We start from the raw sequence: 24,709 nt of genomic DNA, 5'->3' as shown, positions 1-24,709 counted from the left end.
TTTCAACCCACCTCCCAGCCGCCCCGCGGAAACGGCTCGAAGACACCGTCCGGATCCCACCGCGCCCGCACCGCCCCCAGCCGCTCCCACGCCCCCGGCGCGAACGAACGCCGGACACGCGACGCACCAGCCTGCAGATCCACCTCACCGATGTAGTGCCCCGACCCCAACGGCCCGATACGGTCCATCGCCCCGCGCAACCAGCCGGCGTTCACCTCGTCATCCGCCGCATCCTCCCAGATCGCGTACGCCGCGACATAGCTCGAACCCAGCATCGAGAACGCCATGTCCGGCAACCCCCCACCCGGCACGGGCGGCGCCGGCGACGCCAGCACCAGCGACCTGCCCCACGGCGCCCGCTCCACCTCCCGCGCCAAAGCGGGCAGCACCACCGCCAGCTCCCGCATCGACCACAACGTGTCGGCCGCGCACCGATCACCCCGCCGCCACAACGCGTCGGAGGCATCCATCAGCGCCCCGAACCCCACCGGCCCCTCCACCGTCCGCTCCAGCGCCCGCCCCGCCCACGGACACGCCGCGAACGCCTCCAGCGAGCCCAGCGCCTCCTGCCGCGACCCGGCGAAACACGTGGCCGTCACCGACACCACCTTGCGCCCCGACCCACCCTGCGCCGTGCCGAGCACCACGCTCAGCTCCACCCGCGCGGGCAACACCGCCGCCACCTCATCCACCCACGAGGCCACCCGCTCCACCTCCTCCAGCGCGAACACGAACGCACTACGCACGATCACCGCCGGCAACCGGTGCACCCCCAGCCGAAAACGCGTCACCACGGCGAACAGACCAGGCCCCGCCCCCCGCGCCGCCCAGAACAGATCGGCGTTGTCCCGCTCGTCGCACCACACCACCTCACCGCCCGCAGTCACCACCTCGATCCCCGCGACGCTCCGGCACGCCGGCCCCCAGACCCCCGGATTCCAGCCCAGACCACCGCTGGCCAGATAGCCGCCCAGCGCCACCGACCCGCAATGCCCCACCGGGAAGGCCAGCCCACACCCCGCCAGCGCCCCCGCCAGCCCACGCCCCCGCACGGCAGGCCCCACCAGCGCCACCGACGAGCCGGCATCGACGCTCCACCCGCCCAGCCGCGACACATCGATCAGCATGCCCCCCTCACGCAGCGACGAGCCGGCCCAGTTGTGCCCACCCGACCGCACCGCCACCCGCATCCCGTACGCCCGCGCCAGCCGCACCGCCGTCACCACGTCCCGCTCGTCCTCGACCCGCACGATCACCTCGGGGGAGCGCTCCGGCTTCACGGCGTTCCACACCATCCCCGCCCGCAACTCCTCAAAGCCGGCATCACCCCGCCACACCAGCGAACCCCGCAACCGCCCGACCAGCTCCCGCTCCGACACGCCGGCCCCCCACACACAGATTCGAACACCCCTCGAACAGCCGCCTAGCGCGCGATCAACCCGAAGACGCCTCCTGCCAGTGCAGGAACTCAAGCTCACGGCCCGGCCGCACCTGATGGGAGATCACCGCCGTCACCACCTCGCCGGCCGGGCCCCGCCCCGCGAGAACCTCCAGCGCCGGCGACTCCTCCAGCAGCGGACACACCTCCTCCAGGTGCATCGCCTCGGTCATTCTCCGCTGCCAGCGCCGATAATCCTCCTCGCCGCCCTCGCGGACCTTCGAGGAGATCACGACGGTCGCGCCGTCACCCTCGCCACCGTGAATGGCATGACGTTTCACCTGGTCAAGCGTAGACACCAGAACACCTCCACCCTCCACCTCATCCCACGCCCCGACGGATCACCCGACCCCCTGCCCGAACGCGCCCGCATGCTCACCGGCTGCACCCTCTCCACCAGCGGCGCATCCTGCCCCATGTGCATGAGCCATCTACTGGTCACGCATCGACGCCGTCCTGTTCAGCGCCGACCTCGAAGCCACCAGCAAAATCGGCTTCTCCGACGCCTTCCAATACGAAGACTTCCAAAAACCCCTCCACCAGCGCCGCATCCGCATCCAACAGATCCACCCCGAACTCGGCGCCGAAGCCTACGCCGCCTGGACCAACAAACCCGACAACCACCCCTACTGACCCCCAACGACCAACCCCGGGGGAGAGGACACCCGACCCCCCGGGCAGACCCCGCGACAAACCGCTCGCCACCCCCCACCACCCCTCCCTACACTGCCCCCGTGCTCAAACCCGACTACCCGATCACCACCCAGCGCCTCCTGCTGCGCCCCTTCACCCACGACGACCTGCACGCCGTCCACGCCTACGAATCCCGCCCCGACGTCACCCGCTACCTCTACTGGCAAGCCCGCGACCTCGACGCCGTCCGCGCCGGACTCGACACCAAGATCAGCCGCACCGCCATCGCCGACGAAGGCGACGGCATCAACCTCGCCGTCACCCTGCGCGACACCGGCACCCTCATCGGCATGGCCCTGCTCATGTGGACCAGCAAAGAACACCGCCAAGGCGAGATCGGCTACATCATCAACCCCGACCACGCCGGCCACGGCTACGCCACCGAAGCCTCCCGCGCAATGCTCCGCCTCGGCTTCGACGAACTCCACCTGCACCGCATCGTCGGCCGCCTCGACGGCCGCAACACCGCCTCCGCCCGCGTCCTGGAAAAACTCGGCATGCGCCGCGAGGCCCACCTCATCCAGAACGAGATCGTCAAGGGCGAATGGACCGACGAGGTCATCTACGCCATGCTCGAAACCGAGTGGAGACCATGACCATCCTCCACCTCGCCCTCGCCACCGACTGGCAGGCCGCCCAGCACACCGGCGACTACCGCGTCTCCACCCTCGGCCGCACCCTGGCCGAGGAGGGCTTCATCCACTGCAGCCGCGACACCGCACAACTCGACGGCGTCCACAACACCTACTACAGCGCCGTCACCGAGCCGCTCCTCGTCCTGGAGATCGACCCCACCGGCCTCGACGTCCGCCTCGAGAACGGCTTCCCCCACCTGTACGGCCCGCTCCCGCTCACCGCCGTCACCGCCATCCGCCCCTACCAGCCGCCCACCGCCTGACACCAAGGACCGGCCCGGCGGGGGAGCGGCCCCCGGGCCCCGTTCAGCCCCCCACACCCCCCGCGGGCCGCCACAATGACCCCATGGACCCGCGAACCGCCGCACAACGCTTCGCCGACACCTGGCAACACGCCTGGACCCACCACGACGTCGACGCCCTCATCACCCTCTACGCCGACGACGCCGAACACACCTCGATGCCCTTCCGCCCACCCCACCGGGGGAGAGGAGCCATCGCCGACTACATCCGCTGGTCCTTCACCGGCGAAACCGACCCCCACGTCACCTTCGCCACCCCCATCGTCGACGGCGACCAGGCCGCCAACGAATTCCGCGTCCACGCCCACGACAACGGCACACCCGTCACCCTCGCCGGCTGCGTCTTCGCCCACTTCAACGAACACGGCCAAGCCGTACGAACCCGCGACTACTGGCACACCACCGAAGGCCACCACTGACACGGCACAACCCCCGCACCACCACGGGAGCCCTCACCAGCGGGGACAACCCACCCCGGACCAGGCAGGGCAACCCCCGCCCGAACCCCGCCGCCGCGAAACCTCAGCCCGAGATCCGCACGACCGGCGCCAGCCGCGCCTCGGCCACCTGCTCATAGGGCCGCTCATACGACTGCTCGTAGGACTGCTCATACGACGCGCCCCGCGCCGGACCACCGTGCCCCGGCACCGCCTGGGCCTGGGGGAGCGGCGCCACCCCGGCACCACCGGCCGCCACCGGACCCGCAGCGGGCGCCACACCACCCGGCACCATGCCCCCCGGCACCGCCGGAGCCTGACGCGGCATCCGCCGGATCGGCTCCGTCACGGCCCGCCGCTCCTCGCAGCCACCTGCGCAGTAACCGTTCGTCACGATCAACCGGCCCCTCAGGGCGGTGTACGATTCCCGGCCGGAGGCGGGTAGAACCCCCTGGCACACCGGACATAAAACAGACTCGGTCCCCACGTGCTGCTCCTCTCGCGGCGCGATAGCAGGCTTCCCACCCTAAACGCCACAGGCGCCAGGGGACAGGAAATTCACCGATGGTCAAGCGTTCCGTCATGGTCACGCACCGTCACAAGCGCCCTTACTTGACATAATGTTCATTATCGAGCAATCCGACATATCCCGATCACGCCCGGATTGCGCCGCCTACGATGAAGGACATGAACCTCGGCGCGCCCGAAATCATCCTCCTGTTGGCCTTCGCCGCCCTGTTCGCCGCCGTCATCGCCGTCGCCGCCATCAGCCGCGCCGCACGAAGCGGCACGCGAGGCGGCGCACCGGCCGCGACGGGCCGCGCCTCGAGCCCGCAGGAGCTCGACGCCCGCGTACGCCACCTGGCCGCCACCGGCCAGCAGATCCACGCCATCAAACTGCTGCGCCAGCACACCGGCATGGGACTGAAGCAAGCCAAGGACGCCGTCGACGGCCTGGCCCACGGCCGCCCCATCCACCACCCCGCCCTGCGGCCCCAGCCCGCCCGCCACACCAGTGACCACAGCGGCGACCTGGCCGCCCGCGTCCGCGCCCTCAAAGGCGACGGCCGCACCGAACAGGCCGTCTTCCTCGTACGCGGCGAGACCGGCATGGACCACGACGAGGCCACCGCCTTCGTCGACGCCGTCCGCGACCACCCCGAGGCCCGGCCCGAGGCCCGGCCCGCCGGCGACGCCTGACACTCCCGCGGGCAAGCCCGCTCAGACCCCCGCGCCCTGACGCGCGCGGCGCCGGCGGGTTACGATCAGTTCATGCTCAGCCTGGCGATCTCCACCCCGGGCCTCGTCGCGCTCACCGCCGTCGTCACCATCGCGATCATCTACTTGATCATCTTGGCGGTCCGCCTGACCCAGCGGCCCCGCAACCGCCTCACCCCCAGCGACCACCTGGTCGACCACGTCCGTGAGCTGAAAGCCATGGGTCAGCTCCAGGAAGCCGTCTTCCTCGTACGCGGCGAGACCGGCATGAGCCATCGCGCCGCCGCACGCTTCGTGAACCGCCTCTGACCACCCCAGACCTGCATGAACTATCCCATACCGGACAGAAGGTGGGTTCTGTTCGGTATGAGATCTGTGCGCGAACCGGCGTCACCGCCGCGGTCAAGGACTGCATCCGGGGTCCGCGCGTACTCGTGCAGCCCGTCACGGACGAACGCCGCACCCTCCGGGCGCCGGTAGGCGGCGGCGAAGCGCGGATCGCCCACGTACCGGGGCTCCTGGCGTGCCGCCAGTCGTCGCTCACCTGGAAGGCGCGCTCCCCCAGGGGAAGATCATCTCGTCCTGGCAGCGGTCGTTGAAGCTTCGAGCATCGCGTCCACGCACGGGCCCACCCCGCGCGAGCGCGGACTCGAGGGTGTGGTCCGCTCCCCCGCCGCGGGCTCGCGTAGGTGGGGTCAGCGGGTGCCGAGTGCCTGCTCCAGGTAGGTCATGGCGTCGGCGGGTTCCTCGGCGAAGTGGACGAGCTCTGTCAGGGGGCGCGGCAGGAAGCCTTCGTCCTCCATGCGCCGGAACTGCTGCTTGAGGCCGTCGTAGAAGCCGGCGGTGTTGAGCAGCACGATCGGCTTGTCGGTGTGGCCGTGTTTCTTCAGTTCCAGGATGTCGGTGGCCTCGTCGAGGGTTCCGGTGCCGCCGACCATGATGACGACGGCGTCGGCCTTGTCGAGCAGGAGTTTTTTGCGTTCGGCCAGGTCGCGGGCGATGACCATGTCGTCGACGCCGGTGCGGACCTTGTCGACGAGGAAGTGGACGGACACGCCCATGAGGCGGCCGCCGCTGTCGTGCACGCCGTCGGCGACGACTTTCATGAGCCCGACGTCGGATCCTCCCCACACCAGGGTGTGGCCGCCCTTGCCGATGAGTTCGGCGAAGGCGCGGGCCGGTCGGGTGTAGGTGTCGGCGAGGTCGGCGGCCGACAGGAAGACGCAGATGTTCATGGTTTCACCGTACGGGCGGGCGGGGTGGGGTTTGGGGGGGTGGTGACGCGTTGGAGGGGGGTGGCCTACGGATCGTGGGGGGTTTCGGACGCGGGGTGGGTGGGGGGCCGGTGCGGTGGGGGTGGCGCCGGGTCGGCAAAAATTCCGTCATTCGTGGACGTTTGGTGCGGCACAGGGCGGCTTTTTGCGGGGTTATGTCAGCACTACTTGCCCGGGCATGTAAGCATCGATGTATGTACGGGACATATGTGGCTGTCTTAAACGTCCGGGACCGGTGGGACGGCGTCTCCCGCCTCCCCCGCTGAGGCGCCCCGCCCGTGCGCCACGGCGCGCCCACCCCCGGGGCGGCCCCCTCCCCCTGATGCGACGAAGATCGAAGGAAGTCCCCCGTTGCGTATCCTGCTGCTCTGCTCCTCGTTCAACGGCCTGACCCAGCGCGCCTGGCTGGAGCTGCGCCGGGCCGGTCACGACGTCACGGTCGAGCTGGCCCTGTCGGAGCAGGTGATGCTGGAGGCCGTCCAGCTGGCCAAGCCCGATCTGGTGATCTGCCCGTTCTTGAAGGAGAAGGTGCCGGCGCGGCTGTGGCAGAGCCAGCGCACGATCATCATCCACCCGGGGCCGCCCGGCGACCGCGGCCCGTCCTCGCTGGACTGGGCGATCCTGGACGGCGAGCCGAGCTGGGGCGTCACGGCGTTGCAGGCCGTGGAGGAGATGGACGGGGGCCCGATCTGGGGCTACCGGATGTTCCCGATGCCGGCCGAGCCGCCGCGTAAGTCGGCGCTGTACAACGGGCCGGTCGCCGACGCCGCGGTCGAGCTGGTGGCCGAGGTGGCGGCCAAGGCGGCCGATCCTTCGTTCACGCCGGCGCCGCTGGACTATCGGCGGCCGGAGGTGGTGGGGCGGCTGCGGCCGGCGATGCGGCACGCCGACCGTGAGTTCTCCTGGGAGGAGCCCACGGAGGCGGTGCTGCGGCGCGTACGGGCCGCCGACGGTGCTCCCGGCGGGCGGGCCGTCCTGGCGGGCATTTCGCTGAGGGTTTTCGACGTCTATCGGGGGCCGGCGCTCAGCGGCCGGCCGGGGACGGTGGCGGGGCGGCGCGAGGGGGCGCTGCTGGTGCACACCGGCGACGGGTCGGTGTGGGTGGGGCATCTGCGGCGCGACGAGCCGGGCGCGGTCAAGCTGCCGGCGGTCACGGTGCTCGGTGAGCAGGCCGCCACGGCCGAGGAGCGCACCGGCTACAGCGAGATCACCTATGACCGCAGTGAGAGCGTGGGGGTGGTGAGCTTCGACTTCTACAACGGGGCCATGTCCAGTGAGCAGTGCCGGCGGCTGGCCTCGGCGCTGCGTTACGCGGTGGCGCAGGACACGCGGGTGCTCGTGGTGCGCGGGGGTGAGGTGTTCTCCAACGGCATCCATCTCAACGTGATCGAGTCGGCCCGTCATCCGGAGATGGAGGCGTGGGTCAACATCAACGCCATCAACCAGGTGTGCCGGGAGATCGTGGCCTGCACGGGGCAGCTGGTGGTCACCTCGATCGGCGGCAACGCGGGCGCGGGCGGCGTCATGATGGGGCTGGGCGCCGATCGGGTGCTGGTGCGTCAGGCCGTGGTGCTCAATCCTCACTACCGCACCATGGGGTTGTTCGGTTCGGAGTTGTGGACGTACACGCTGCCGCGGCGTGTCGGGGCGGCGGCCGCCGAGCGGCTGACGCAGGACGCGCTGCCTGTGGGGGCGGCCGAGGCGGTGGGGCTGGGCCTGGCCGATGAGGTGTTGCCGGGGTCGCGGCTGGAGTTCGAGCGGGCGGTGCTCGACTACGCCGAGCGGCTGGCGCACGACCCTGGTTATGGGCGGTTGCTGGCGGCGCGGCGGGCGCAGCGGGAGGAGGACGAGCGGCGTAAGCCGTTGGAGGCCTACCGGGTGGAGGAGCTGGCGGAGATGAGCCGGGACATGTTCGATGACCGGCACGGTTTCCGTGCTGCGCGGGCGGCGTTCGTGGGCAAGCGTAAGGCGGAGGCGACGCCTGCTCATTTGGCGGCGCATCGGGAGTTGTCCGGCGCGTCGGTGGGGGCGGACGTGGCTACATCTCATATGTGAGATATGGTCTGCTGTTGTGACAGATGACTACCTTGTGCGGATCGGCCGGTTGATTCGGGACGCGCGACAGCACCGCGGTTGGACCCAGCTCCAACTGGCCGACGCCCTGGCCACCAGCCAGAGTGCCGTCAACCGCATCGAGCGCGGCAACCAGAACATCAGCCTTGAGATGATCGCCCGCATCGGCGAGGCGCTCGACAGCGAGATCGTCTCACTCGGCTACGCCGGCCCCATGCACCTGCGTGTCGTCGGCGGACGCCGCCTGTCGGGCAGCATCGACGTCAAGACCTCCAAGAACGCCTGTGTGGCCCTGCTGTGCGCCTCGCTGCTGAACTCCGGCCGCACCATCTTGCGCAAGGTGGCCCGCATCGAGGAGGTCTACCGCATCCTGGAGGTCCTGGCCTCCATCGGTGTACGCGCCCGGTGGATCAACGAGGGCAGCGACCTGGAGATCATTCCCCCGGCCCGGCTGGAGCTGGAGGCCATGGACACCGACGCGGCGCGCCGTACCCGCAGCGTCATCATGTTCCTGGGCCCCCTCATGCACCGCACCGACCAGTTCCAGATCCCCTACGCCGGCGGCTGCGACCTCGGTACCCGTACCGTCCAGCCGCACATGTCGGCCCTGAAGCACTTCGGCCTGGACATCACCGCGACCGGCGGCTTCTACCACGCGCGTGTCGACCGGGGCGCGGCGCCGGCCCGGCCGATCGTGCTCACCGAGCGCGGCGACACCGTGACCGAGAACGCGCTGCTGGCCGCCGCCCGCCACGACGGCATCACCGTCATCCGCAACGCCTCCTCCAACTACATGGTCCAGGACCTGTGCTTCTTCCTGGAGCAGCTCGGCGTGCGGGTGGAGGGCATCGGCACCACCACCCTGACCGTCCACGGCCTGGCCACCATCGAGCGTGACGTCGACTACTCCCCCTCCGAGGACCCGGTCGAGGCGATGAGCCTGCTGGCCGCGGCCGTCGTCACCTCCTCCGAGCTGACCATCTGCCGCGTCCCGGTGGAGTTCCTGGAGATCGAGCTCGCGGTGCTGGAGGAGATGGGCCTCGACCACGACCGCGGCGCCGAGTACCCCGCCGCCAACGGCCGCACCCGGCTGGTCGACCTGACGGTGCGGCCCTCCAAGCTCGTCTCCCCCATCGACAAGATCCACCCGATGCCGTTCCCCGGCCTCAACATCGACAACGTGCCGTTCTTCGCCGCCATCGCCGCCACGGCGCAGGGCTCCACCCTCATCCACGACTGGGTCTACGACAACCGCGCCATCTACCTGACCGAACTGACCCGCCTGGGCGCCTCGGTCAAACTGCTCGACCCGCACCGGGTGCTGGTGGAGGGTCCCACGCGCTGGCGCAGCGCCGAGATGATGTGCCCGCCCGCGCTGCGGCCCGCCGTGGTGGTGCTGCTGGCTATGATGGCCGCCGAGGGCACCTCGGTGCTGCGCAACGTGTACGTGATCAACCGCGGCTACGAGGATCTCGCCGAGCGGCTCAACGCGCTCGGCGCGCGCATCGAGACCTTCCGCGACATCTGAGTTTCTGTCGGTGGCGGCCGCTACCGTCTCCCTCGTGGATCTTGAGTCCGGCCATGCGACCAGCGGGGTCGTCCGGCCGGCCGGCGCAAGGCGAGGAGGGGGACGGTGCGGCCTGCGGAGCTCGAACGGGTGACGGTGGCGGAGGCGGCGGACCGCTACGTGGAACTGGTGCGGGCACGGACGCTGACGGGGGCCCTGTCCCCCGCCACCGCCGAGGTCTACGCCCGCGACGTGGCGACGCTGGTCGATCTGGCCGGAGGCGAGCGCGTGCTCGACGACCTGACCGGCCAGGACATCGACGCGATCCTGCTGGCCTTCGCCCGCAAACCCGACGGCCGGCGCGCCCACGCCGGCGACGGCACCGGCGTGGGCGCGAGCACGGACGGGAGCGGCGGGGCGCAGGGACAGTCCCCCTCCTCCCAGGCGCGCTTTCGCCGCTCGGTCTCGGCGCTGTTCAAGCACGCCCTGCTGGCGGGGTGGGTCCAGCTCGACCCGATGACCGTCTCCACCGTCACCGCCCGCCAGCGCGGCGGCCTGCGTCCCGAACGGCGGGCCCTGACCCGCGAACAGGCCCAGGGCCTGATCGGCGCCGCCCGCGCCCTGGAGGACTCCCCTCGCGAGGGCCGCCGCGACCAGCGCATGGAGTCGCGTGACGCGCTCATCGTGCTCCTGCTGTCCACCATGGGGCCCCGGGTGTCGGAGCTGGTGCGCGCCAACGTCGAGGACTTCTACACCAACGACGGTGTCCGCTACTGGCGCATCTTCGGCAAGGGCGGCCGCACCCGTGACGTCCCGCTGCCGCAGGCCGTGGCCGAGGCCCTGGACGCCTACCTCGAACGCGGCCGCCCCGTGGTGTCCGGCCGGGCCGGCGGCCCCGACGCCAAGGCGCTGCTGCTGTCGTGGCGGGGACGGCGCCTGGCGCGCGGCGCGGTGCAGGGGGTCATCGACCGGGTGCAGGCGCGGGTCGAGCCGGCCCAGCGCCGCTCGGTCACCCCTCACGGGTTACGGCACACCACGGCCACGCACCTGCTGGCCGACGCCGTCGACATGGACGCCGTACGCCGGGTCTTGGGCCACAGCGACCTGTCCACGCTGGGCCGCTACCGTGACGAGCTGCCCGGGGAGCTGGAGGTGGCGATGCGGATTCATCCGCTGCTGCGCGACCCCAAGCGCGGCGGCTGACCCCGCCTCGGCCTCGCCTTCGGCCTCGCTCTGGGCCTGCGCCGGCACGGCGGGCCGCCGTCTTGCCGGCAGGCCGCCGCGGACGGGTCGAGGCCGCCCGGCGCGCCGCGGCACGCGGCGGGCGGTCGCTGCGTGTCGCGGGCGGTCGCTGTGTGTCGTAGGGGCGCCACATGCGGGGCGCCGCATGCCGAGGGCCGCGCTCGCGGGTGGCGGGCGCGGCGGGTCAGCCGGGTACGGCGGGTGTGACCCGGCCCGCCAGATGGTCACCCGCCAGGTGATCCAGGGAGACGCCGAGCACGTCGGCCAGCGCGACGATGGTGAAGAACGCCGGCGTGGCGATGCGGCCGGTCTCGATCTTGCGGAGTGTCTCGGCCGACATGCCCGCCGCGGCGGCGACCTGGACGATGCTGCGCTCGCCCCGCGCCCGGCGCAGGGTCAGGCCGAGCTGCTCGCCACGCAGCCGCTCCTCGGGTGTCAGCGGTGGCCGTACCATGGCCCCAGTCTATAACCCGGTATTCAAATACCGGTACAGTTATGCCGTGGCGGCGATCAAGACCGTCGGCGAACTCCGCGCCATGCGCCAGAGCGGCCTTCGCCCCCACCCCCTGCCCGGCCGTGCTGCGCACCTCCGTCAACGACGCCGTCGTCCACGGCATCCCCACCCCGTACCGGCCGCGCCAACGCGACCTGCCCAGCATCGACTGCGGCGCCCACCTCGCCGGCTGAACCGGCGACGGCACCGCAGCGACGCCTTCCCCGAAAGGCCGCTGCCAGCGTGTGCTCGTGCCGAAAACGGACAAGGTGCGCCGTCGCTGAGAGCGGCGGCGCAAACCCCCAGTCGTAGCCGTCGCTCCTGACCTGTGGCCAGGAGCGCCTTCATGGCGCTTCGGACCTCCCCTGTTCCGGAGCGCACCCATGCTCGCCTTGTCCGTTCGTCAACGTCGGCGCGTCCTCATCGCCGACCCCGTCTCCACCGCGGTGTTCCCGCTCGCCATCACCGGCTCGACGGCGGTGATCCCCGAGGCGTCCGCGCAGCTGCTGGCGGGGGCGAGTGCGGATCGCACCGCCCGTACCCGCTTCTTCGCCGCCGGCAACATCGTCGTCGCGGCCACCGGCGTCCTGTCCGCCTTCGCGCCGGACCTGCCGTCCCTGGTAGCCCTTCGCGCGGTCGCCGGCGTCGGGGCGGCCATGTGCGCCGCCGGTGGATCGTCGATGGTCCTTGGCCGTACACCCGCCGGAAGAGCGGCGCCGGGTGTACGGCTACGCGGGCGCCGTGCTCGGCAGCAGCCTGGCGCTGGGCCCGGTCGTCGCCCAGGCCCTCATGGCCGTCGGGGGCCGGCACCTCGTCTTCGCCGCGCCCGCGGCTGTCGCCGCCCTCGCGGCCCTGACCACGCTCGGGCTTCCGGGTCTGCCCAGCCCCGAGGTGGGCGCGCGGCTGATCCCGCGATCCCCGTGGACCTGCTGCGGATCCCCGCCTACCGTTGAAAGGCGGGCCGCCGTCGCGACGGCGGCCCGCCCGCGGGGCCTCAGCCCTGCCGCACCGGCTGACGCAACACCGTGCGCGGCTCCGGCTCCTCCCAGGGCGTCAGATACACCTCATGATGCGGCCCATTGGGCACCAGACCCCGCTCCGCCATGAACTCCTCCATCACCTTCAACGTCACGTACTCCTCGCTGAAGGCGCCCACGTGCAGCGCCTCCACGCACCGCCCCTCCGTGTACGTCACCACCCGCACCCGATCCACCGCCGACCCGGGCGCGCGCACCGTCTCCCGCGCCGCCTCCACCGCCCCCGGCTCCGGCGCCCCGGCCAGCGGCAGCATCAGATGCCACCGCCACAACTCCCGCTCCACCTCCAGCCCCGGACGCTCATCCTCAACCCACCACAACCCCTCCAACGGGCCCGCCGGCCCGCCCATCCCACCGGCCACCGCGTACAGCGCCCCGATCGCCGCCATGTGCTCCGCGCCGCCCGGCGCCCCCATCCCCGTGACGCTCAGACACGTCGCCGCACCGTACGTCTTCTCCTCTACCAGCATGGCTCCTCCTCCAGAGGGATCATCAGATGAGTGACGAGCTCTTCAGGCGCCGTGACGGACGGATCCGACACGTACACCTCACGGATCGGCCCCCGAACCGCATGGCGCCGCTCCGCGCACCACGCCAGCACCGCATGCACGGTCAGGCCGATCTGGTCATAAGGCCCCACATGAGTCGCACAGGCGAACGCACCCCCGGCCAGCACCTCGACGCGAGCCCCACCGGGCAGCTCCCCCGGCGGCAGCCGCTCCACCACCAAGGCGACGGCCACGTCCATCGCCTCGTCCATGTCCAGCGGGAACAACCCCACCAGCCGGACCCCGACCCCAGGGCCCGCCGACGCCCCCACCGGCGCAGCTCCACCGGCGGGCGAGCCGCCGCCTGACGCACCACCCATCACCGCGGCAAGTTCCAGCAGCCGCCTCACCCCCGCCGAGGTCGCCCGCGCCACATCGGCCTCTCCCGCCGCCCATTCCCGTGCCACCACCACCCGGCACGCCGGCTCCACCACCACCCGCACCTCCGCCGACGGAAGCCCCCGCTCCATCACCCGCTCCAGCGACGCCAAAGCACGACGCCGCCGCGCCAGCTCCGCCTCCAACCCCTCCCGGACCGCCTCCAAAGCACCCGACGACCCGCCCAGCACCTCCGCGATCACCGCCAGCGGCACATCCATCGACCGCAACAACCCGATCGACAACGCCACCCGCACCTGCGACGCCCGGTAATACCGATAACCCGTCGCCTCATCCACCCACGCCGGCGCCAGCAGCCCCAGCTCCCCGTAATGCCGCACCTGCTTGACGCTCAACCGCCCCAACCGCGCGAACGCCCCGATCGGCAGCAACTCCTCATCGTCCACGCACCCCAGCATGGCCTCTCCCTCCATGGGAGAGTCCACCCCACCGCCCCGGCTTGAACCTCACGCCACGTCAGGGTGCAAGGTGGGCCCATGAGCCTCTCCGTCGGACAGGTCGCCAAACTCGCCGGCATCACCGTCCGCACCCTGCACCACTACGACGAGATCGGCCTGCTCACCCCCGGCGAACGCACCCACGCCGGCTACCGCCGCTACACCGACGCCGACCTCATCCGCCTCCAGCAGATCCTCCTCTACCGCGAACTCGGCTTCCCCCTCGACGAGATCGCCGTCATCCTCGACGCCCCCCACACCGACGAACTCACCCACCTACGCCGCCAGCACGAACTCCTCACCCGCCAAGCCCGACGACTCAACCAGGTGATCAACGCCGTGGAACGCGCCCTCAACGCCCACACCCTCGACATCCCCCTCACCCCCGACGAGCGCTTCGAAGTCTTCGGCACCTTCACCCCCGAAGACCACACCCCCGAAGTCGAACGCCGCTGGGGCGACACCCCCCACTACGCCGAAAGCCGCCGCCGCGTCGCCACCTACACCAAAGCCGACTGGCTCCAGATCAAAGCCGAAGCCGCCGCTCTCCTCGACGACCTCACCGCCGCCTACAAAGCCGGCCTGCCCGCCGACAGCGACCACACCATGAACCTCGCCGAACGCCACCGCGGCCACATCAGCCGCTGGTTCTACCCCTGCACCCCCGACATCCACCAGGGCCTCGGCGAGCTGTACGTCACCGACCCCCGCTTCACCAGCACCTACGACCGCCACGCCCCCGGCCTGGCCGCCTACCTCCGCCTGGCCATCCACGCCAACGCCGCCCGCCACCCCTCCTGACCGAGCCGCTCCGCCCAGGGACTCCGGGACTCTACTGACGGGTAGCTACGCTAAGGACGGAACGCATCCGCCGCCTGTTGCGGCGCTTCCGGACCGACCCGGCGGCCCTGGACGGACCGGCCCGGGAGCAGGGGGCGCGGCTGGAGGTGATGGCCCGCACCGGGCGCCCACACGTCGACTACCGCGGGCTTGCGGTCAGTGAGTTCTCTGCTGCGGCCTGGCAGCAGGCCCGGCAGTTGTTCGTTCTGCACGCCGATCTGGCACCCCTGATGATCTACGCGGCCGGGCTGACCGGCCGCAACCCCGAGACGCTCAAGGAACTGCCCGCCGACCACCAGGTACTGGAGGGCAAGGCGGTGGCCCTGACGGTGACCAAGCGCCGCCGCGGCAAGGCCAACACCCACACGCAGGTCCACTGGAGCGTCCACGCCGACCCGGGCCGCCAGCTGGCCGGCTCCGGCTCCTTCTACCTGCTGCTGCACCAGCTGATGGCCCGCAGCCGCTCCCTCTCGGGCACGTCCTCGCTGTGGTCAATCTGGGCCGGAACCGGCAAGGGCATGGCCCGTAACACCGAGACCAGCGGCCACATCGGGCCCTTCGACTCCGAGCTCGCCCGCAAGGTGCACCTGGGAAGGTGGGCGGCCCGGCACGGCCTGGTGGACGACGACGGCCGGCCGCTGGACATGCGGCTGACGCGGATGAAGAAGACCGTGGAGGTGCGGACCGCCAAGCAGGCCGGCGGCCATCTGCCGTCGGTCCGGCTGACAAACACAGCGCAGACGTCCTTCGCCCACTACCTGCGCACCGAGCCCTTCACTGTTGAGTGGGCCGCCGACGTGCTCACCGAGGCGATCACCGACGCCGAGGCCAGCGCCCGCCGGGCTGTGGCGCGCATTGGCACCGACGACAGCGCCAGCGTGCCCGAGCCGGTGCATGCCGCCGCCGAGCAGGGGCGCCTGGACACGCTGGTCGCCTCCTGCCTGGACATGGACCACGGCCCTTCTGGCGGCCGCTGCCGTGAGTCATTCCTGACCTGCCTGCGCTGCCCGAACGCCCTGGTGCTGGAGCGCCACCTGCCGATGCTCCTCGCCCTCCTGGACGCGCTGCAGGAAGACCTCGACCGCCGTGACGCGGACATCTGGGCGGCCCGCCATGGGGCGACCTGGCGGGCCGAACCCTCGCCTGGTTCATCGCACGCCGCCCCGGCGGCACCATCGCCGGCGCCCTCCAGTACCGCCACCAGTCGATCCACGTCTTCGAGGGCTACGCCGGCACCAGCGCCTCCGGCTTCCGCGAGGAAGTCGAAGCCGAGCAGGCCCTCGCCCGAGGCCAGTTCCTCGCCCACCTGGCCGACGGGGACCGCCCATCCCTCACCGGCCCGGCCGCTGCCGAAGCCGAGCAGCGGATCGCCGCCTTCGCCGCCCGAGCCGTCTTCCAAGGCCGAGTCGTCACCGACGAGGCCCGCCTGAAACGGATCATGAACAGTCACGACCCCAAGATCTACCCCGGCACCTTCGTCACCTGCGTCTACAACGCCGACCGGGCCCTGTGCCGCCCCCGGCAGAGCCCCGGCACCGCGCCGGAGCTGGCTGACTGCCGGCTGCTAGCCTGCCGCAACACCGCACTGACCGCCGCCAACCGCGAGGCCCTCACCCCCCACGTCGCCGAGCTGGACGCCTCGCTCGCCGAGCCCGACCTGCCGGCCCCCTACGTGCGCGAGCGCCTGACTGCCCAACGCTACGAGACCACCGCCTTCCTCGCCCCGTACCACCCGGAGACCCCGTGACCCGCCCCGGCCTGCCCGACGCCGACACCGTCCGGGCCGCCATGGACACCGTCCTGGCCACCGCCGCCGAACGCGGCCGCCGCCCTACCGTCACCGCTGTCGAGCGGCACCTGGGCATTGCCCACGCCACCTTCCACCGCCACTACAACGACCTCATCACCGGCTACTTCCACCCCCGCCTCCCCGCTGCGGACACCGCCACCACCGCGGCCACCCCGGCCACCCCGGCCACCGGACCGGACGAACGCGACCGAGCCGCCGTACAGCGACTACGCCGGGAGAACGCGGACCTACGCCGCACCGTGGAGACGTACGCCGAGATGATCCGGCAGCTGGCCGTCGAGAACGAAGCCCTACGACGGGCGCCCTCAACCGTCCGCCCGCTGACCGCAAGAGGCATGACCGGCGTGTGACGGTCGCTGGACCCAGAGCGGGAGGGCGTGTCAGTGACCTCGCGTAAGTCGCTTGTGGTCACTGATTGTTGAGCCGGTCCTCGAAGAAGAGGGAGAACTGACTCAGCGCTTCCTTCCAGTGTGCGGCGACGCGGTTGGCGTCGCGCGCCTTCCAGCACGACCAGCGCGCCGCGTCGCTGCACCTGGGCGGCCAGCCGTTCGCGTCGCTCGCGTCGGGGTAATCTGCTCGCGGACCGCGAGGTAGAGCGCCTTCAACGCGGCCTGATCTGTGGGGAAGCGACCGCGGTTGCGGGTGGCCTTCCGCGAGGCGACGAACCGCACGATCTCCTCTTCGGACTCGGCGAACTCCCGGAACTTCAACAACTTCCGGATCTCGCCGGTGTGCTCGTGCTGCGTCTCACTCCGCTCGGCGTACCGCTTGATACACGACGGGTCGTCGATCCCCAGCTGCTCGGCGACGTAGTCGACCACCGCCCACGGGACCTCGATCGGATCCTCCAGGAACGTCCCCAGCATCCGTACGGTGCCCCATTGAACGCTCCAGCCAGCAGATTGTGCTTGCGCCGCTTCTTCCGAGCCTCCACCAGCCCCTGCTCATCAAGGAAGAAGAACTGCTCCAGCTCCTCGGGCGTCGGGTCGGCCACGAACGCCCCATAACGCCGGACCTGCTCGTCCGAGAGATAGTCAACAGCCACAGAACGCGACGCTATGGATGCAGACAGCCACTACCGGTCAGCACACCCAAATCGAAATCAAACCAAACCAGTCAACCCCCACCCTGCCGACCTGCGGATCCCTCCTTAGCGTAGCTACCCGTCAGTAGAGTCCCGAGCCCCCGCCCACGAGCGCTCCCGGGACAAAGGATCGAACCTCTCACATCCGGCCGGCCGGTCCACCTGACCCCCGGCACCGGGTGGATCTCCACAACTGGCGGCGGGCGGGCAGCGGCCCTAGGGTGATCACCTCAAAGTCTGATCATGGTTAAGGAGTCACCCATGCATGCCTTTCGCAAGGTGCTGCGCAAGCTCGCCACGGTCGCCCTGGGCGTCGCTGTGCTGGCGGGATCCCTCGTGACGTGGAGCGCCCCGGCTTCGGCGGGTGTTGCCTGCGGCGGGACGCGGATCGAGTCGCAACCCCTCAAGAACGTCTCCGGGACGACGATCGGCTGGCTCAACGTCTACTGGGACGGCACCAACAACTGCGCCGAGATGCAGTCCTCCGCAGCCACCTGGGGCAAGCGCAAGTGGATGGTCGCCTCGATCTCCTCGTGCCGCCTGTCCGACAAGGGCACGACCTACTGCCACACCATCGACGACGACTCCAACTCCGGGAACTTCGAGTACTACGCCGGCCCCGCCCGCGTCAACGGCACCGGCCGGTGCATCACCGCCTGGGGCGAGATCAGCGACCTGCCCGGCGACAACCACGTCTACCAGGTGCACACCAAGCCGTACGTCGGCCACTGCTGACCTGCCGCCTTCAGACCCCGGGCGGGATGAGACAAGGCTCCCGGCAAGCCGCCGCGTCCACCACCGCCACCGGCGGGCCCGCCCGGCCCGCGCCGCTCCACCTGCGCGCAGGCCCGCCTGAACGCCTCGCTCGGCCCCTCCCCTCCGCACCACGACAGGCGGCAGGGGCCGGCGCCCCCTCACGGCTCCCAGCACATGAACGAGACCGGCACGCTCGGCCCGCACCTCACCAGCCGCCGGCAGACACCTCCTCCACCAACCCCTCCAGCAACCCCGCCACCTCCACCGGCCGCTCCAACGGCGCCAGATGCCCCGTACGCGGCAGATCCACCCGCCGCGCCCCACCGATCCCCGCCGCCAGCACCCCCGACACCTCCTGGATCCCCGCCACGTCCGCCAGCCCGTTCACCACCACCGCCGGCACCGCCACCTCACCCAGCCTGCCCGCCGCCGGCGGCGCCAGGAACCGCTCCGCCACCGGCGAGCGGCCCCACAACCGCGCGAACACCCCCGCGCACATCTCCACCGCCGACTCCCACACCTCCTCACTCAGATCCGCACGACCCCGCTCCGGCCCCGCCACCTGCCACAACGTGTGCGCCCGCGCATACGCCAGCACATCCCGCCGATCCACCTCAGCCACACCGCCCCGCCGATACCGCGCCAGCCGCTCAGCCGGCACCGACCCGTGCACCCGCTCACGCGCCTGCTCCAGCATCGACGCCGGCCACACATGACCCGCCAGCCCCGACCCGAACAACGCCAGCCCCGCCACCCGCTCCGGCGCCGCCAGCGCGGCCTCCACCGCGTACGCCCCACCCATCGAACAGCCCGCCAGCACAGCCCGGCGCACCCCCAGCGCGTCCAGCACCGCCAGCAGATCCTCGTGATGACACACCTCACCCACCGGATCAGCCGACTCCCCCTGCCCCCGCCAGTCGTAACGCACCACCCGCCACCGCGCCGACAACGCCCGGAACTGGTGCTCCCACATCCGCCGATCCGCCACCCCCGCGTGGACGAACACCACCGCCTCATCCCCGGCCGGCCCCGCCACGTCACACGCGATCCCCAGACCCTCGATCATCATGCCGCGACCGTACGCCCACCCACCCCCACCAGACGATCCCGTTCGCCCCCGGCGCACCCCCACCCGAACGACACCACACCCGCCTGTACCAAACTGAGCACGTGGACCCCGAGCCGTACCGCGGTGAACTGCTCGCCTACTGCTACCGCATGACCGGCTCCTTCCACGAAGCCGAGGACCTCGTCCAAGAGACCATGCTGCGCGCCTGGAAAGCCCGCGACCGCTACGACCCCGCCCGCGCATCCGTACGCACCTGGCTCTACCGCATCGCCACCAACCTCTGCCTGACCGCACTCCAAGGACGCGACCGGCGCCCCCTCCCCTCAGCGCTCGGCACACCCAGCGACGACCCCCAAGCCCCCCTGACGCCCGCCCCCGACATCCCCTGGCTCCAGCCGTTCCCCGACACCCGGCTCGACACCGACACCCGAAGCGACCTGCGACTGGCACTCATCGCCGCGACACAACTCCTGCCACCCCGGCAACGCGCCGTCCTCCTGCTGCGCGACGTCCTCGACTTCACCGCCGCCGAGGTCGCCACCCACCTCGCCACCACCGTCGCCGCCGTCAACAGCGCACTGCAACGCGCCCGCGCCGCCCTCGCCGACGCCGGCGACCCCGCCGACATCACCGAACCGCACGACCCCCACGTACGCGCGCTCGTCACCAGCTACGCCCGCGCCTTCGAGGCCGCCGACGTCCCCGCCCTCGTCCGGCTCCTCACCCACGACGCCATCCTCGAAATGCCGCCCGTCCCCCTGTGGTACCGGGGAAGCGACGACTACGGCCGCTTCATGCACCGCGTCTTCACCACCCGCGGCACCACCTGGACCGTCCGGCACCTCACCGCCAACGGCCAGCCCGCCCTCGCCGCCTACGCCCCCCACCCCGACGGCGGACACCACCGGCACACCCTGCAGGTCCTCACCGTCACCCGCGGCCTCGTCGCACGCAACGTCGTCTTCGCCGACCCCGCCGTCCTCGACCTCTTCGACCTGCCCGAACGCATCCCCGCACAAAAATCCGGCCCACCGCGATGAGTCAGCCGACGCTCACCAGTACATACCGGTGACCACCAACCGGAAGGACACCCACCATGAGCGTCATCGTCATCGCCTTCACCACCCTCGACGGCATCGTCACCGACCCCGACGGCCGCGCCGGCACACCCCACGGCGGCTGGGCCCTCCGGCACGGACCCCAGACCGTCGCCGGAGACAAGTTCCAGCTCGGCACCACCCTCGACGACGGCGTCATGCTCCTCGGCCGCACCACCTGGCAGCAGTTCTCGCGCCTGTGGCCCGGACGCGACGACCCGTTCTCCGCCCGGATGAACGCCGTGCCCAAGCTCGTCGCCACCCGCACCCTGACCGACACCTCCGCATGGGCCAACTCGACCGTCATCGACGCCGACCTCACCGACGTGGTCAAGCGCGAACAACGCGACGTCATCATCCCCGGAAGCGTGAGCGTCGTGCACACCCTCATGGCCGCCGACCTCATCGACGAATACCGGCTCCTGACCTTCCCCACGATCCTCGGCAGCGGCACGCGCCTCTTCCCCGACGGCACACCGGCCGTCCACCTGCAGTGCCTGTCGGCCGAACCGGCCGGCGCCGCCGTCCTCACCCGCCACGTCAGAACGGCACGCTGACCCGCCCCGCCCGAGGCGGCCCCACCTGGCGACCGCCTCGGGCACCCGGGGGGGAGCCGACCACCCGGGCGGCGCCTTCTCTACAATCGGCTCGATCTTCCCACCAGCCCGAGGAGCCGACCCGATGACCCCGCCGCCCGCCCGCACCCCGCACCAGCGCAAGCACGACACCCTTCACCGGCTGGAGCACGACGTCGACGCCTGGATCGCCACCGCCGACCCGGGCACCGGCGAGCCGTACATGGTGCCGCTGTCCTTCCTGTGGGAAGGCGACACCCTCCTGCTCGCCACCGCCGCCGCCAGCCCCACCGCCGCCAACCTGCAAAAAAGCGGCAAGGCCAGGCTCGGCCTCGGTCTCACCAGGGACGTGGTCCTCATCGAGGGCAGCGTCGAGACCCTGCGGGCCGACGAGATCCCCCCGCAGCTCGGGGACGCCTTCGCCGTCAAGACCGGGTTCGACCCGCGCGAGCTGAGCAGCCCGTACCTGTACTTCCGGGTCCGGCCGCAGCGGATCCAGGCCTGGCGCGAGGTCAACGAACTGCAGGGCCGCGACCTGATGACCAGCGGCCGCTGGCACGTCGAGTAAGCGGCTCTCCTTTCGCTGGACAAGGGTTTTCTTCGGTTGGAGGGATAGGGGTTTTGTCCAAACCCAGCACCTTTACATTGTAGATTCATTGGCTTGTCGACGAGGCGGAGGGCCATGGCCGCGCTCGTCCTGCCCGTGCCCCGCGCCGGTCTGTGGACGTGGAACGGCGACGGGATCGTCCGCCTGCTCGACCACGACGAGGCCGGCGGCGCCCAGCTCCTGGAACGCCTGGACGCCACCCGGACTCTCGCCCACGTGGCCGGCCTCATGGCCCGCCTGACCTCGCTCCCCGCACCGCCGGGACTGCGGCGGCTGTCCGGGATCGCCGCCGCCATGCTCGACCAGGCGCATCGGCGCGCCCACGTCGGCCGCGTCCACCTCCAGCCGGTAGCCGCCCGCGACCTGCGTGACGTGGCCGGCCGAGCCGAGGGCCCGGCGCAGCCGCGAGACGAGGGCCTGCCGCGGCACCCCGACCGGGCCGTGACCTGGCTGAACTCCGCGATCGCGGGCGACAAGGTGATGGACCTCCAAGCCCGCTGGCAGGCGGACGTCCTCGACGCGCGACCCGACGTGGTGTCGATCCTCGTCGGCGTCAACGACATGGGCTGGCACTCCTACGACCCGGACGGCTACGTGATCCCCGCGGGGGACTTCGCGGCGGGCTACGACCGCCTGCTCGCGCCCCTCACCGAGACCGGCGCCGACCTGATCCTCATCGAGCCGTTCCTCCTGCCGATCCGCGGCCCTGTCGAGGTCGGTGACATGCGCCTCGGCGAAGAGGCCCGCAAGCAGTGGCGCGCCGACCTGGACCCGAAGATCAAGGCCGTGCGCGAGCTCGCCCGCACGTACGGCGCGCACCTGCTCGCCGCCGACGCCATGTTCGCCGAGCTCGCCGCGACGACCGGACCGGAGTACTGGGCCGCGGACGGCGTGCACCCGACGCCGGCCGGTCACGCCGCGCTCGCGGCGGCCTGGCTGCGCCTGGTCGCGTACCGGGCCGATCGGAACCGTGCGCGCCGGGTGAACCGCCTCGCGTCGGCTCACCCGCCGCCCGCCGCGGGAACGGGGCGGCGGAGTCCGGTGGCGGCGATCACGGCGGCGCAGGACGCGACGATCGCGATGGCGATCACGTGGCCGAGTCGCGTGTCGGCGAGCGCCGCCAGGGCGCCGAAGACGGCGATGCCGACGCACTGCCCGACCTGGCGCGCGGTGTTGTAGATCCCCGAGGCCAGGCCGGCCGCCTCGGCCCCGAGGGCCGCGCCTGCGACCTGATTGAGCGCGGTGGAGTAGATGCCGCTCCCGGCGCCGACGAGGAACTCCGCGAGCACGAGCAACGGCCAGCCGTCCTCGGCTCCGAGGAAGAGCAGGGCGAGCGTCGCGAGCGCCGCCGCCGAAGCGCCGACCACCGTCATGGCGCGCGTCCCGCGGCGCGACAGGATCGGGTTCAGGGTGAGGCTCGCGAGGACGACGCCGATCGCGAAAGAGACCAGGAGCAGGCCGCCTTGGAGGGCGGAGACGCCCCAGACGCGCTGGAGATGTACGGCCAGGAAGAACTGGAGCCCGTACGCGCCGAACTGGAAGGCGAAGCCGCCCATGACCGCGCGGCGGAACGCCGCGTTGCCGAACACCGCCATGGGCATCATGGGATGCGGGACACGCCGCTCGGTGAGGACGAACACCGCCATCAGGCCGGCGCCGAGACCGAGCAGCGGCCACACGAACACCGGCCCCGTGCCCCTTCCGAGCTCGATCACCCCGGAGACGAGCAGCACCAGCCCGCCGGTGCCGGTCACCTGACCGGCGGTGTCGAACCGCAGGGCTCCGGGCGTCCCGCGTTCGGAAGCGGACGGCGCGACCAGCAGCGCCGCGGCGATCGCCACCGGGGCCGTGAGCCAGAAGACCGCACGCCACCCCGTGGTGTCGGTGAGCAGACCACCGAGGAACGGGCCGGCGGCCATCCCCGCACCACCGAAGACCGTCATCAGGTTCACGGCCTTCGACCGCTCGCCGGCGTCGGCGAAGCTCTTGCCCACCAGGGCCAGCACCATCGGCAGCAGCAGCGCGGCGAAGACGCCCTGAGCCGCGCGGAAGGAGACCAGCAGCCCGATCGACGGGCTCAGCGCGCACCCGATCGACGCGCCGGCGAAGCCGACCGCGCCGACGCGGAACAGCCGGGCCGCCCCGAGCCGATCGCCCAGGCTGCCCCCGAGCAGCAGCAGGGAGGCCAGCGGCAGCGTGTAGGCGTCGACGACCCAGGAGATGCCCGCGCTGTCGGCGTCCAGCCCACGGGCGATGGTCGGCAGGGCGAGATTCAGGGCGCTGCCGTCCAGGGTGATCACCACCCAGCCGAGATAGACCGCCCACGCGCGGGCCGACCACGCCGTGCGCGTGGCAGAAGCCGCGGCAGGAGTCGTGGCAGAAGCGGCAGAAGTCGTGGCAGGAGTCGCGGTGTTCACTGGTGGCGCGCCGCGGACAGCAGCGTCACGACGCCGTCGATCGCGTCGTCGAACACCGCGGCGTCCTGTGCGGCGCGCGCCAGCACGTACGCGCCCTGCAGCGTCGCGACGATCATGGCCGCCGTCTTCGCGGCGTCCAGGTCCTCGCGGAACTCGCCGCCGGAGACGCCCGCGGCGATGACCTCGGTGAGCCGGCTGCGGATCCACGCGAACATCTCCTCGACCTCGCCCCTCAGCACCGGCGAGCCGATCACATCGGCGTCCTGGGCCAGCCGCCCGAACCGGCAGCCCTTGAGGACGTCGCGCTCCCGCCTCAGGTAGGCGCGGATCTTCTCCATCGCCGTGGCGCCGGATGCCAGGTCGGCGGAGACCTGGGAACGCATCTCCTCACCGTTCCTGCTGATCGCGGCCTCGGCCAGCGCCTCCTTGCCGCGGAAGTGGTAGTACATGCTGCCCTGGCCGGCGCCGGAGGCGTCCAGGATCGCCCGCGGGCTCGTCGCTCCGTATCCCCGTTCCCAGAGCAGTTCGCGGGTCGCCTCGATCAGATCATCGCGTGTGCTCACACCCCGCAGCATACGTACTAGTAGTTACAATCGCCAAGCACTGGAGGCGGATGGCGGGTGTGGCGCCGATCACCTTGGATGTGCGGATTCGTACACAGATGATCGGCTGCGGTCTCCGTAATGTCCGTGCTGCCGGACGAACCGGCCCACTGACCTCA

27 protein-coding genes and 2 pseudogenes are annotated in these 24,709 nt (G+C 71.4%); 17 read left to right on the top strand and 12 right to left on the bottom strand.

The features are described from left to right. Positions 1 to 2: 2 nt before the first annotated feature. From AB0H81_RS02185 to AB0H81_RS02175, 3 genes are all read right to left on the bottom strand, one after another. The gene (locus tag AB0H81_RS02185; protein ID WP_358367963.1) at positions 3 to 1,295 is read right to left on the bottom strand and encodes an FAD-binding oxidoreductase; all 1,293 of its coding nucleotides are present in this window, start codon (positions 1,293 to 1,295) and stop codon (positions 3 to 5) included. Between the two features lie 139 nt (positions 1,296 to 1,434). Continuing rightward, the gene (locus AB0H81_RS02180) at positions 1,435 to 1,719 is read right to left on the bottom strand and encodes a hypothetical protein (protein WP_358367960.1); all 285 of its coding nucleotides are present in this window, start codon (positions 1,717 to 1,719) and stop codon (positions 1,435 to 1,437) included. A 157-nt stretch (positions 1,720 to 1,876) separates the two neighbouring features. Continuing rightward, positions 1,877 to 2,062, bottom strand: coding sequence for a hypothetical protein (locus AB0H81_RS02175; RefSeq protein ID WP_358367957.1), 186 nt, complete (start codon positions 2,060 to 2,062; stop codon positions 1,877 to 1,879). A gap of 110 nt (positions 2,063 to 2,172) precedes the next feature. Between AB0H81_RS02175 and AB0H81_RS02170 the strand changes: the two genes are divergently transcribed. From AB0H81_RS02170 to AB0H81_RS02160, 3 genes are all read left to right on the top strand, one after another. Further along, a complete protein-coding gene (locus tag AB0H81_RS02170; RefSeq protein WP_358367954.1) occupies positions 2,173 to 2,727 on the top strand; it encodes a GNAT family N-acetyltransferase in 555 nt (184 codons plus the stop codon). Further along, positions 2,724 to 3,029, top strand: a complete 306-nt coding sequence (locus AB0H81_RS02165; protein WP_358367952.1) for a DUF952 domain-containing protein — start codon at positions 2,724 to 2,726, stop codon at positions 3,027 to 3,029. The genes AB0H81_RS02170 and AB0H81_RS02165 overlap by 4 nt, the downstream gene beginning before the upstream one ends. A gap of 83 nt (positions 3,030 to 3,112) precedes the next feature. Next, complete coding sequence (locus AB0H81_RS02160) at positions 3,113 to 3,487, top strand: nuclear transport factor 2 family protein (RefSeq protein WP_358367949.1); 375 nt, start codon at positions 3,113 to 3,115, stop codon at positions 3,485 to 3,487. Positions 3,488 to 3,590: 103 nt separating this feature from the next. Here the strand turns inward: AB0H81_RS02160 and AB0H81_RS02155 are convergent, their stop codons facing one another. Further along, complete coding sequence (locus tag AB0H81_RS02155; protein ID WP_358367946.1) at positions 3,591 to 3,854, bottom strand: hypothetical protein; 264 nt, start codon at positions 3,852 to 3,854, stop codon at positions 3,591 to 3,593. A 338-nt stretch (positions 3,855 to 4,192) separates the two neighbouring features. Here AB0H81_RS02155 and AB0H81_RS02150 point away from each other — a divergent pair, with 338 nt between their 5' ends. Both AB0H81_RS02150 and AB0H81_RS02145 read left to right on the top strand, forming a co-directional pair. After that, the gene (locus AB0H81_RS02150) at positions 4,193 to 4,705 is read left to right on the top strand and encodes a ribosomal protein L7/L12 (RefSeq protein ID WP_358367943.1); all 513 of its coding nucleotides are present in this window, start codon (positions 4,193 to 4,195) and stop codon (positions 4,703 to 4,705) included. A gap of 72 nt (positions 4,706 to 4,777) precedes the next feature. Beyond that, the gene (locus AB0H81_RS02145; protein WP_358367940.1) at positions 4,778 to 5,032 is read left to right on the top strand and encodes a hypothetical protein; all 255 of its coding nucleotides are present in this window, start codon (positions 4,778 to 4,780) and stop codon (positions 5,030 to 5,032) included. Positions 5,033 to 5,418: 386 nt separating this feature from the next. On the opposite strand, the gene AB0H81_RS02140 is transcribed toward AB0H81_RS02145, so the two are convergent. Continuing rightward, positions 5,419 to 5,958 (bottom strand): TIGR00730 family Rossman fold protein, encoded by a 540-nt coding sequence (locus AB0H81_RS02140; protein ID WP_358367937.1) that lies wholly within the window; start codon positions 5,956 to 5,958, stop codon positions 5,419 to 5,421. Positions 5,959 to 6,348: 390 nt separating this feature from the next. Here AB0H81_RS02140 and AB0H81_RS02135 point away from each other — a divergent pair, with 390 nt between their 5' ends. The 3 genes from AB0H81_RS02135 (at position 6,349) to AB0H81_RS02125 (ending at position 10,780) form a co-directional block, all read left to right on the top strand. Continuing rightward, positions 6,349 to 8,052: an enoyl-CoA hydratase-related protein gene (locus tag AB0H81_RS02135; protein ID WP_358367935.1), complete on the top strand. Its 1,704-nt coding sequence runs from the start codon at positions 6,349 to 6,351 to the stop codon at positions 8,050 to 8,052. 16 nt (positions 8,053 to 8,068) lie between these two features. Then, complete coding sequence (locus tag AB0H81_RS02130) at positions 8,069 to 9,598, top strand: UDP-N-acetylglucosamine 1-carboxyvinyltransferase (protein ID WP_358367932.1); 1,530 nt, start codon at positions 8,069 to 8,071, stop codon at positions 9,596 to 9,598. A 105-nt stretch (positions 9,599 to 9,703) separates the two neighbouring features. Then, complete coding sequence (locus AB0H81_RS02125) at positions 9,704 to 10,780, top strand: tyrosine-type recombinase/integrase (RefSeq protein WP_358367929.1); 1,077 nt, start codon at positions 9,704 to 9,706, stop codon at positions 10,778 to 10,780. Between the two features lie 223 nt (positions 10,781 to 11,003). Here AB0H81_RS02125 and AB0H81_RS02120 read toward each other — a convergent pair whose 3' ends face one another. The 3 genes from AB0H81_RS02120 to AB0H81_RS02110 all read right to left on the bottom strand — a co-directional run bounded on the left by AB0H81_RS02120 (position 11,004) and on the right by AB0H81_RS02110 (position 13,682). Further along, entirely contained in the window at positions 11,004 to 11,273 is a 270-nt protein-coding gene (locus AB0H81_RS02120) for a helix-turn-helix transcriptional regulator (protein WP_358367926.1), read from the bottom strand. A 1,033-nt stretch (positions 11,274 to 12,306) separates the two neighbouring features. Further along, positions 12,307 to 12,819: a hypothetical protein gene (locus tag AB0H81_RS02115; protein ID WP_358367923.1), complete on the bottom strand. Its 513-nt coding sequence runs from the start codon at positions 12,817 to 12,819 to the stop codon at positions 12,307 to 12,309. Next, a complete protein-coding gene (locus AB0H81_RS02110; protein ID WP_358367921.1) occupies positions 12,810 to 13,682 on the bottom strand; it encodes a MerR family transcriptional regulator in 873 nt (290 codons plus the stop codon). Before AB0H81_RS02110 ends, AB0H81_RS02115 begins: the two co-directional genes overlap by 10 nt. Positions 13,683 to 13,772: 90 nt before the next feature. Between AB0H81_RS02110 and AB0H81_RS02105 the strand changes: the two genes are divergently transcribed. The 4 genes from AB0H81_RS02105 to AB0H81_RS02090 all read left to right on the top strand — a co-directional run bounded on the left by AB0H81_RS02105 (position 13,773) and on the right by AB0H81_RS02090 (position 16,733). Beyond that, a complete protein-coding gene (locus AB0H81_RS02105) occupies positions 13,773 to 14,534 on the top strand; it encodes a MerR family transcriptional regulator (RefSeq protein WP_358367918.1) in 762 nt (253 codons plus the stop codon). Between the two features lie 77 nt (positions 14,535 to 14,611). After that, positions 14,612 to 16,003: a hypothetical protein gene (locus AB0H81_RS02100; RefSeq protein WP_358367915.1), complete on the top strand. Its 1,392-nt coding sequence runs from the start codon at positions 14,612 to 14,614 to the stop codon at positions 16,001 to 16,003. Positions 16,004 to 16,011: 8 nt separating this feature from the next. Further along, positions 16,012 to 16,320, top strand: a complete 309-nt coding sequence (locus tag AB0H81_RS02095; protein WP_358367912.1) for a hypothetical protein — start codon at positions 16,012 to 16,014, stop codon at positions 16,318 to 16,320. Then, entirely contained in the window at positions 16,317 to 16,733 is a 417-nt protein-coding gene (locus AB0H81_RS02090; protein ID WP_358367910.1) for a hypothetical protein, read from the top strand. Before AB0H81_RS02095 ends, AB0H81_RS02090 begins: the two co-directional genes overlap by 4 nt. Positions 16,734 to 16,835: 102 nt before the next feature. Here the strand turns inward: AB0H81_RS02090 and AB0H81_RS02085 are convergent. Beyond that, a pseudogene (locus tag AB0H81_RS02085) lies at positions 16,836 to 17,279 on the bottom strand (DUF4158 domain-containing protein); the annotation flags it as partial. 449 nt (positions 17,280 to 17,728) lie between these two features. Between AB0H81_RS02085 and AB0H81_RS02080 the strand changes: the two are divergent. Further along, the gene (locus AB0H81_RS02080; protein ID WP_358367907.1) at positions 17,729 to 18,202 is read left to right on the top strand and encodes a hypothetical protein; all 474 of its coding nucleotides are present in this window, start codon (positions 17,729 to 17,731) and stop codon (positions 18,200 to 18,202) included. A 226-nt stretch (positions 18,203 to 18,428) separates the two neighbouring features. Here the strand turns inward: AB0H81_RS02080 and AB0H81_RS02075 are convergent, their stop codons facing one another. Then, positions 18,429 to 19,292, bottom strand: coding sequence for an alpha/beta fold hydrolase (locus AB0H81_RS02075; RefSeq protein ID WP_358367904.1), 864 nt, complete (start codon positions 19,290 to 19,292; stop codon positions 18,429 to 18,431). A 101-nt stretch (positions 19,293 to 19,393) separates the two neighbouring features. On the opposite strand from AB0H81_RS02075, the gene AB0H81_RS02070 reads away from it, so the two are divergent. From AB0H81_RS02070 to AB0H81_RS02055, 4 genes and pseudogenes are all read left to right on the top strand, one after another. Next, a complete protein-coding gene (locus AB0H81_RS02070; RefSeq protein ID WP_358367903.1) occupies positions 19,394 to 20,332 on the top strand; it encodes an RNA polymerase subunit sigma-70 in 939 nt (312 codons plus the stop codon). 56 nt (positions 20,333 to 20,388) lie between these two features. Next, a complete protein-coding gene (locus tag AB0H81_RS02065; RefSeq protein WP_358367900.1) occupies positions 20,389 to 20,946 on the top strand; it encodes a dihydrofolate reductase family protein in 558 nt (185 codons plus the stop codon). A 124-nt stretch (positions 20,947 to 21,070) separates the two neighbouring features. Next, positions 21,071 to 21,532, top strand: a complete 462-nt coding sequence (locus AB0H81_RS02060; protein ID WP_358367897.1) for a pyridoxamine 5'-phosphate oxidase family protein — start codon at positions 21,071 to 21,073, stop codon at positions 21,530 to 21,532. Between the two features lie 114 nt (positions 21,533 to 21,646). Then, positions 21,647 to 22,495, top strand: a pseudogene (locus AB0H81_RS02055) (GDSL-type esterase/lipase family protein); the annotation flags it as partial. Positions 22,496 to 22,572: 77 nt separating this feature from the next. Here AB0H81_RS02055 and AB0H81_RS02050 read toward each other — a convergent pair. Continuing rightward, complete coding sequence (locus tag AB0H81_RS02050; protein WP_358367894.1) at positions 22,573 to 23,874, bottom strand: MFS transporter; 1,302 nt, start codon at positions 23,872 to 23,874, stop codon at positions 22,573 to 22,575. Positions 23,875 to 23,984: 110 nt separating this feature from the next. Continuing rightward, positions 23,985 to 24,551: a helix-turn-helix domain-containing protein gene (locus AB0H81_RS02045; RefSeq protein WP_358367892.1), complete on the bottom strand. Its 567-nt coding sequence runs from the start codon at positions 24,549 to 24,551 to the stop codon at positions 23,985 to 23,987. Positions 24,552 to 24,709: the final 158 nt, after the last annotated feature.

It is taken from the genome of Nonomuraea sp. NPDC050691 (assembly GCF_040654455.1).
Classification (GTDB): domain Bacteria; phylum Actinomycetota; class Actinomycetes; order Streptosporangiales; family Streptosporangiaceae; genus Nonomuraea.
This window is presented reverse-complemented; position numbering and strand designations above follow the sequence as displayed.

Coding starts and splice junctions, on each gene's coding strand:
- AB0H81_RS02105 (WP_358367918.1), top strand. CDS start 13,773: ATGAGCCTCTCCGTCGGACAGGTCGCCAAACTCGCCGGCATCACCGTC.
- AB0H81_RS02150 (WP_358367943.1), top strand. CDS start 4,193: ATGAACCTCGGCGCGCCCGAAATCATCCTCCTGTTGGCCTTCGCCGCC.
- AB0H81_RS02165 (WP_358367952.1), top strand. CDS start 2,724: ATGACCATCCTCCACCTCGCCCTCGCCACCGACTGGCAGGCCGCCCAG.
- AB0H81_RS02160 (WP_358367949.1), top strand. CDS start 3,113: ATGGACCCGCGAACCGCCGCACAACGCTTCGCCGACACCTGGCAACAC.
- AB0H81_RS02185 (WP_358367963.1), bottom strand. CDS start 1,295: ATGGTGTGGAACGCCGTGAAGCCGGAGCGCTCCCCCGAGGTGATCGTG.
- AB0H81_RS02095 (WP_358367912.1), top strand. CDS start 16,012: ATGAACAGTCACGACCCCAAGATCTACCCCGGCACCTTCGTCACCTGC.
- AB0H81_RS02115 (WP_358367923.1), bottom strand. CDS start 12,819: ATGCTGGTAGAGGAGAAGACGTACGGTGCGGCGACGTGTCTGAGCGTC.
- AB0H81_RS02060 (WP_358367897.1), top strand. CDS start 21,071: ATGACCCCGCCGCCCGCCCGCACCCCGCACCAGCGCAAGCACGACACC.
- AB0H81_RS02120 (WP_358367926.1), bottom strand. CDS start 11,273: ATGGTACGGCCACCGCTGACACCCGAGGAGCGGCTGCGTGGCGAGCAG.
- AB0H81_RS02140 (WP_358367937.1), bottom strand. CDS start 5,958: ATGAACATCTGCGTCTTCCTGTCGGCCGCCGACCTCGCCGACACCTAC.
- AB0H81_RS02065 (WP_358367900.1), top strand. CDS start 20,389: ATGAGCGTCATCGTCATCGCCTTCACCACCCTCGACGGCATCGTCACC.
- AB0H81_RS02145 (WP_358367940.1), top strand. CDS start 4,778: ATGCTCAGCCTGGCGATCTCCACCCCGGGCCTCGTCGCGCTCACCGCC.
- AB0H81_RS02075 (WP_358367904.1), bottom strand. CDS start 19,292: ATGATGATCGAGGGTCTGGGGATCGCGTGTGACGTGGCGGGGCCGGCC.
- AB0H81_RS02080 (WP_358367907.1), top strand. CDS start 17,729: ATGCATGCCTTTCGCAAGGTGCTGCGCAAGCTCGCCACGGTCGCCCTG.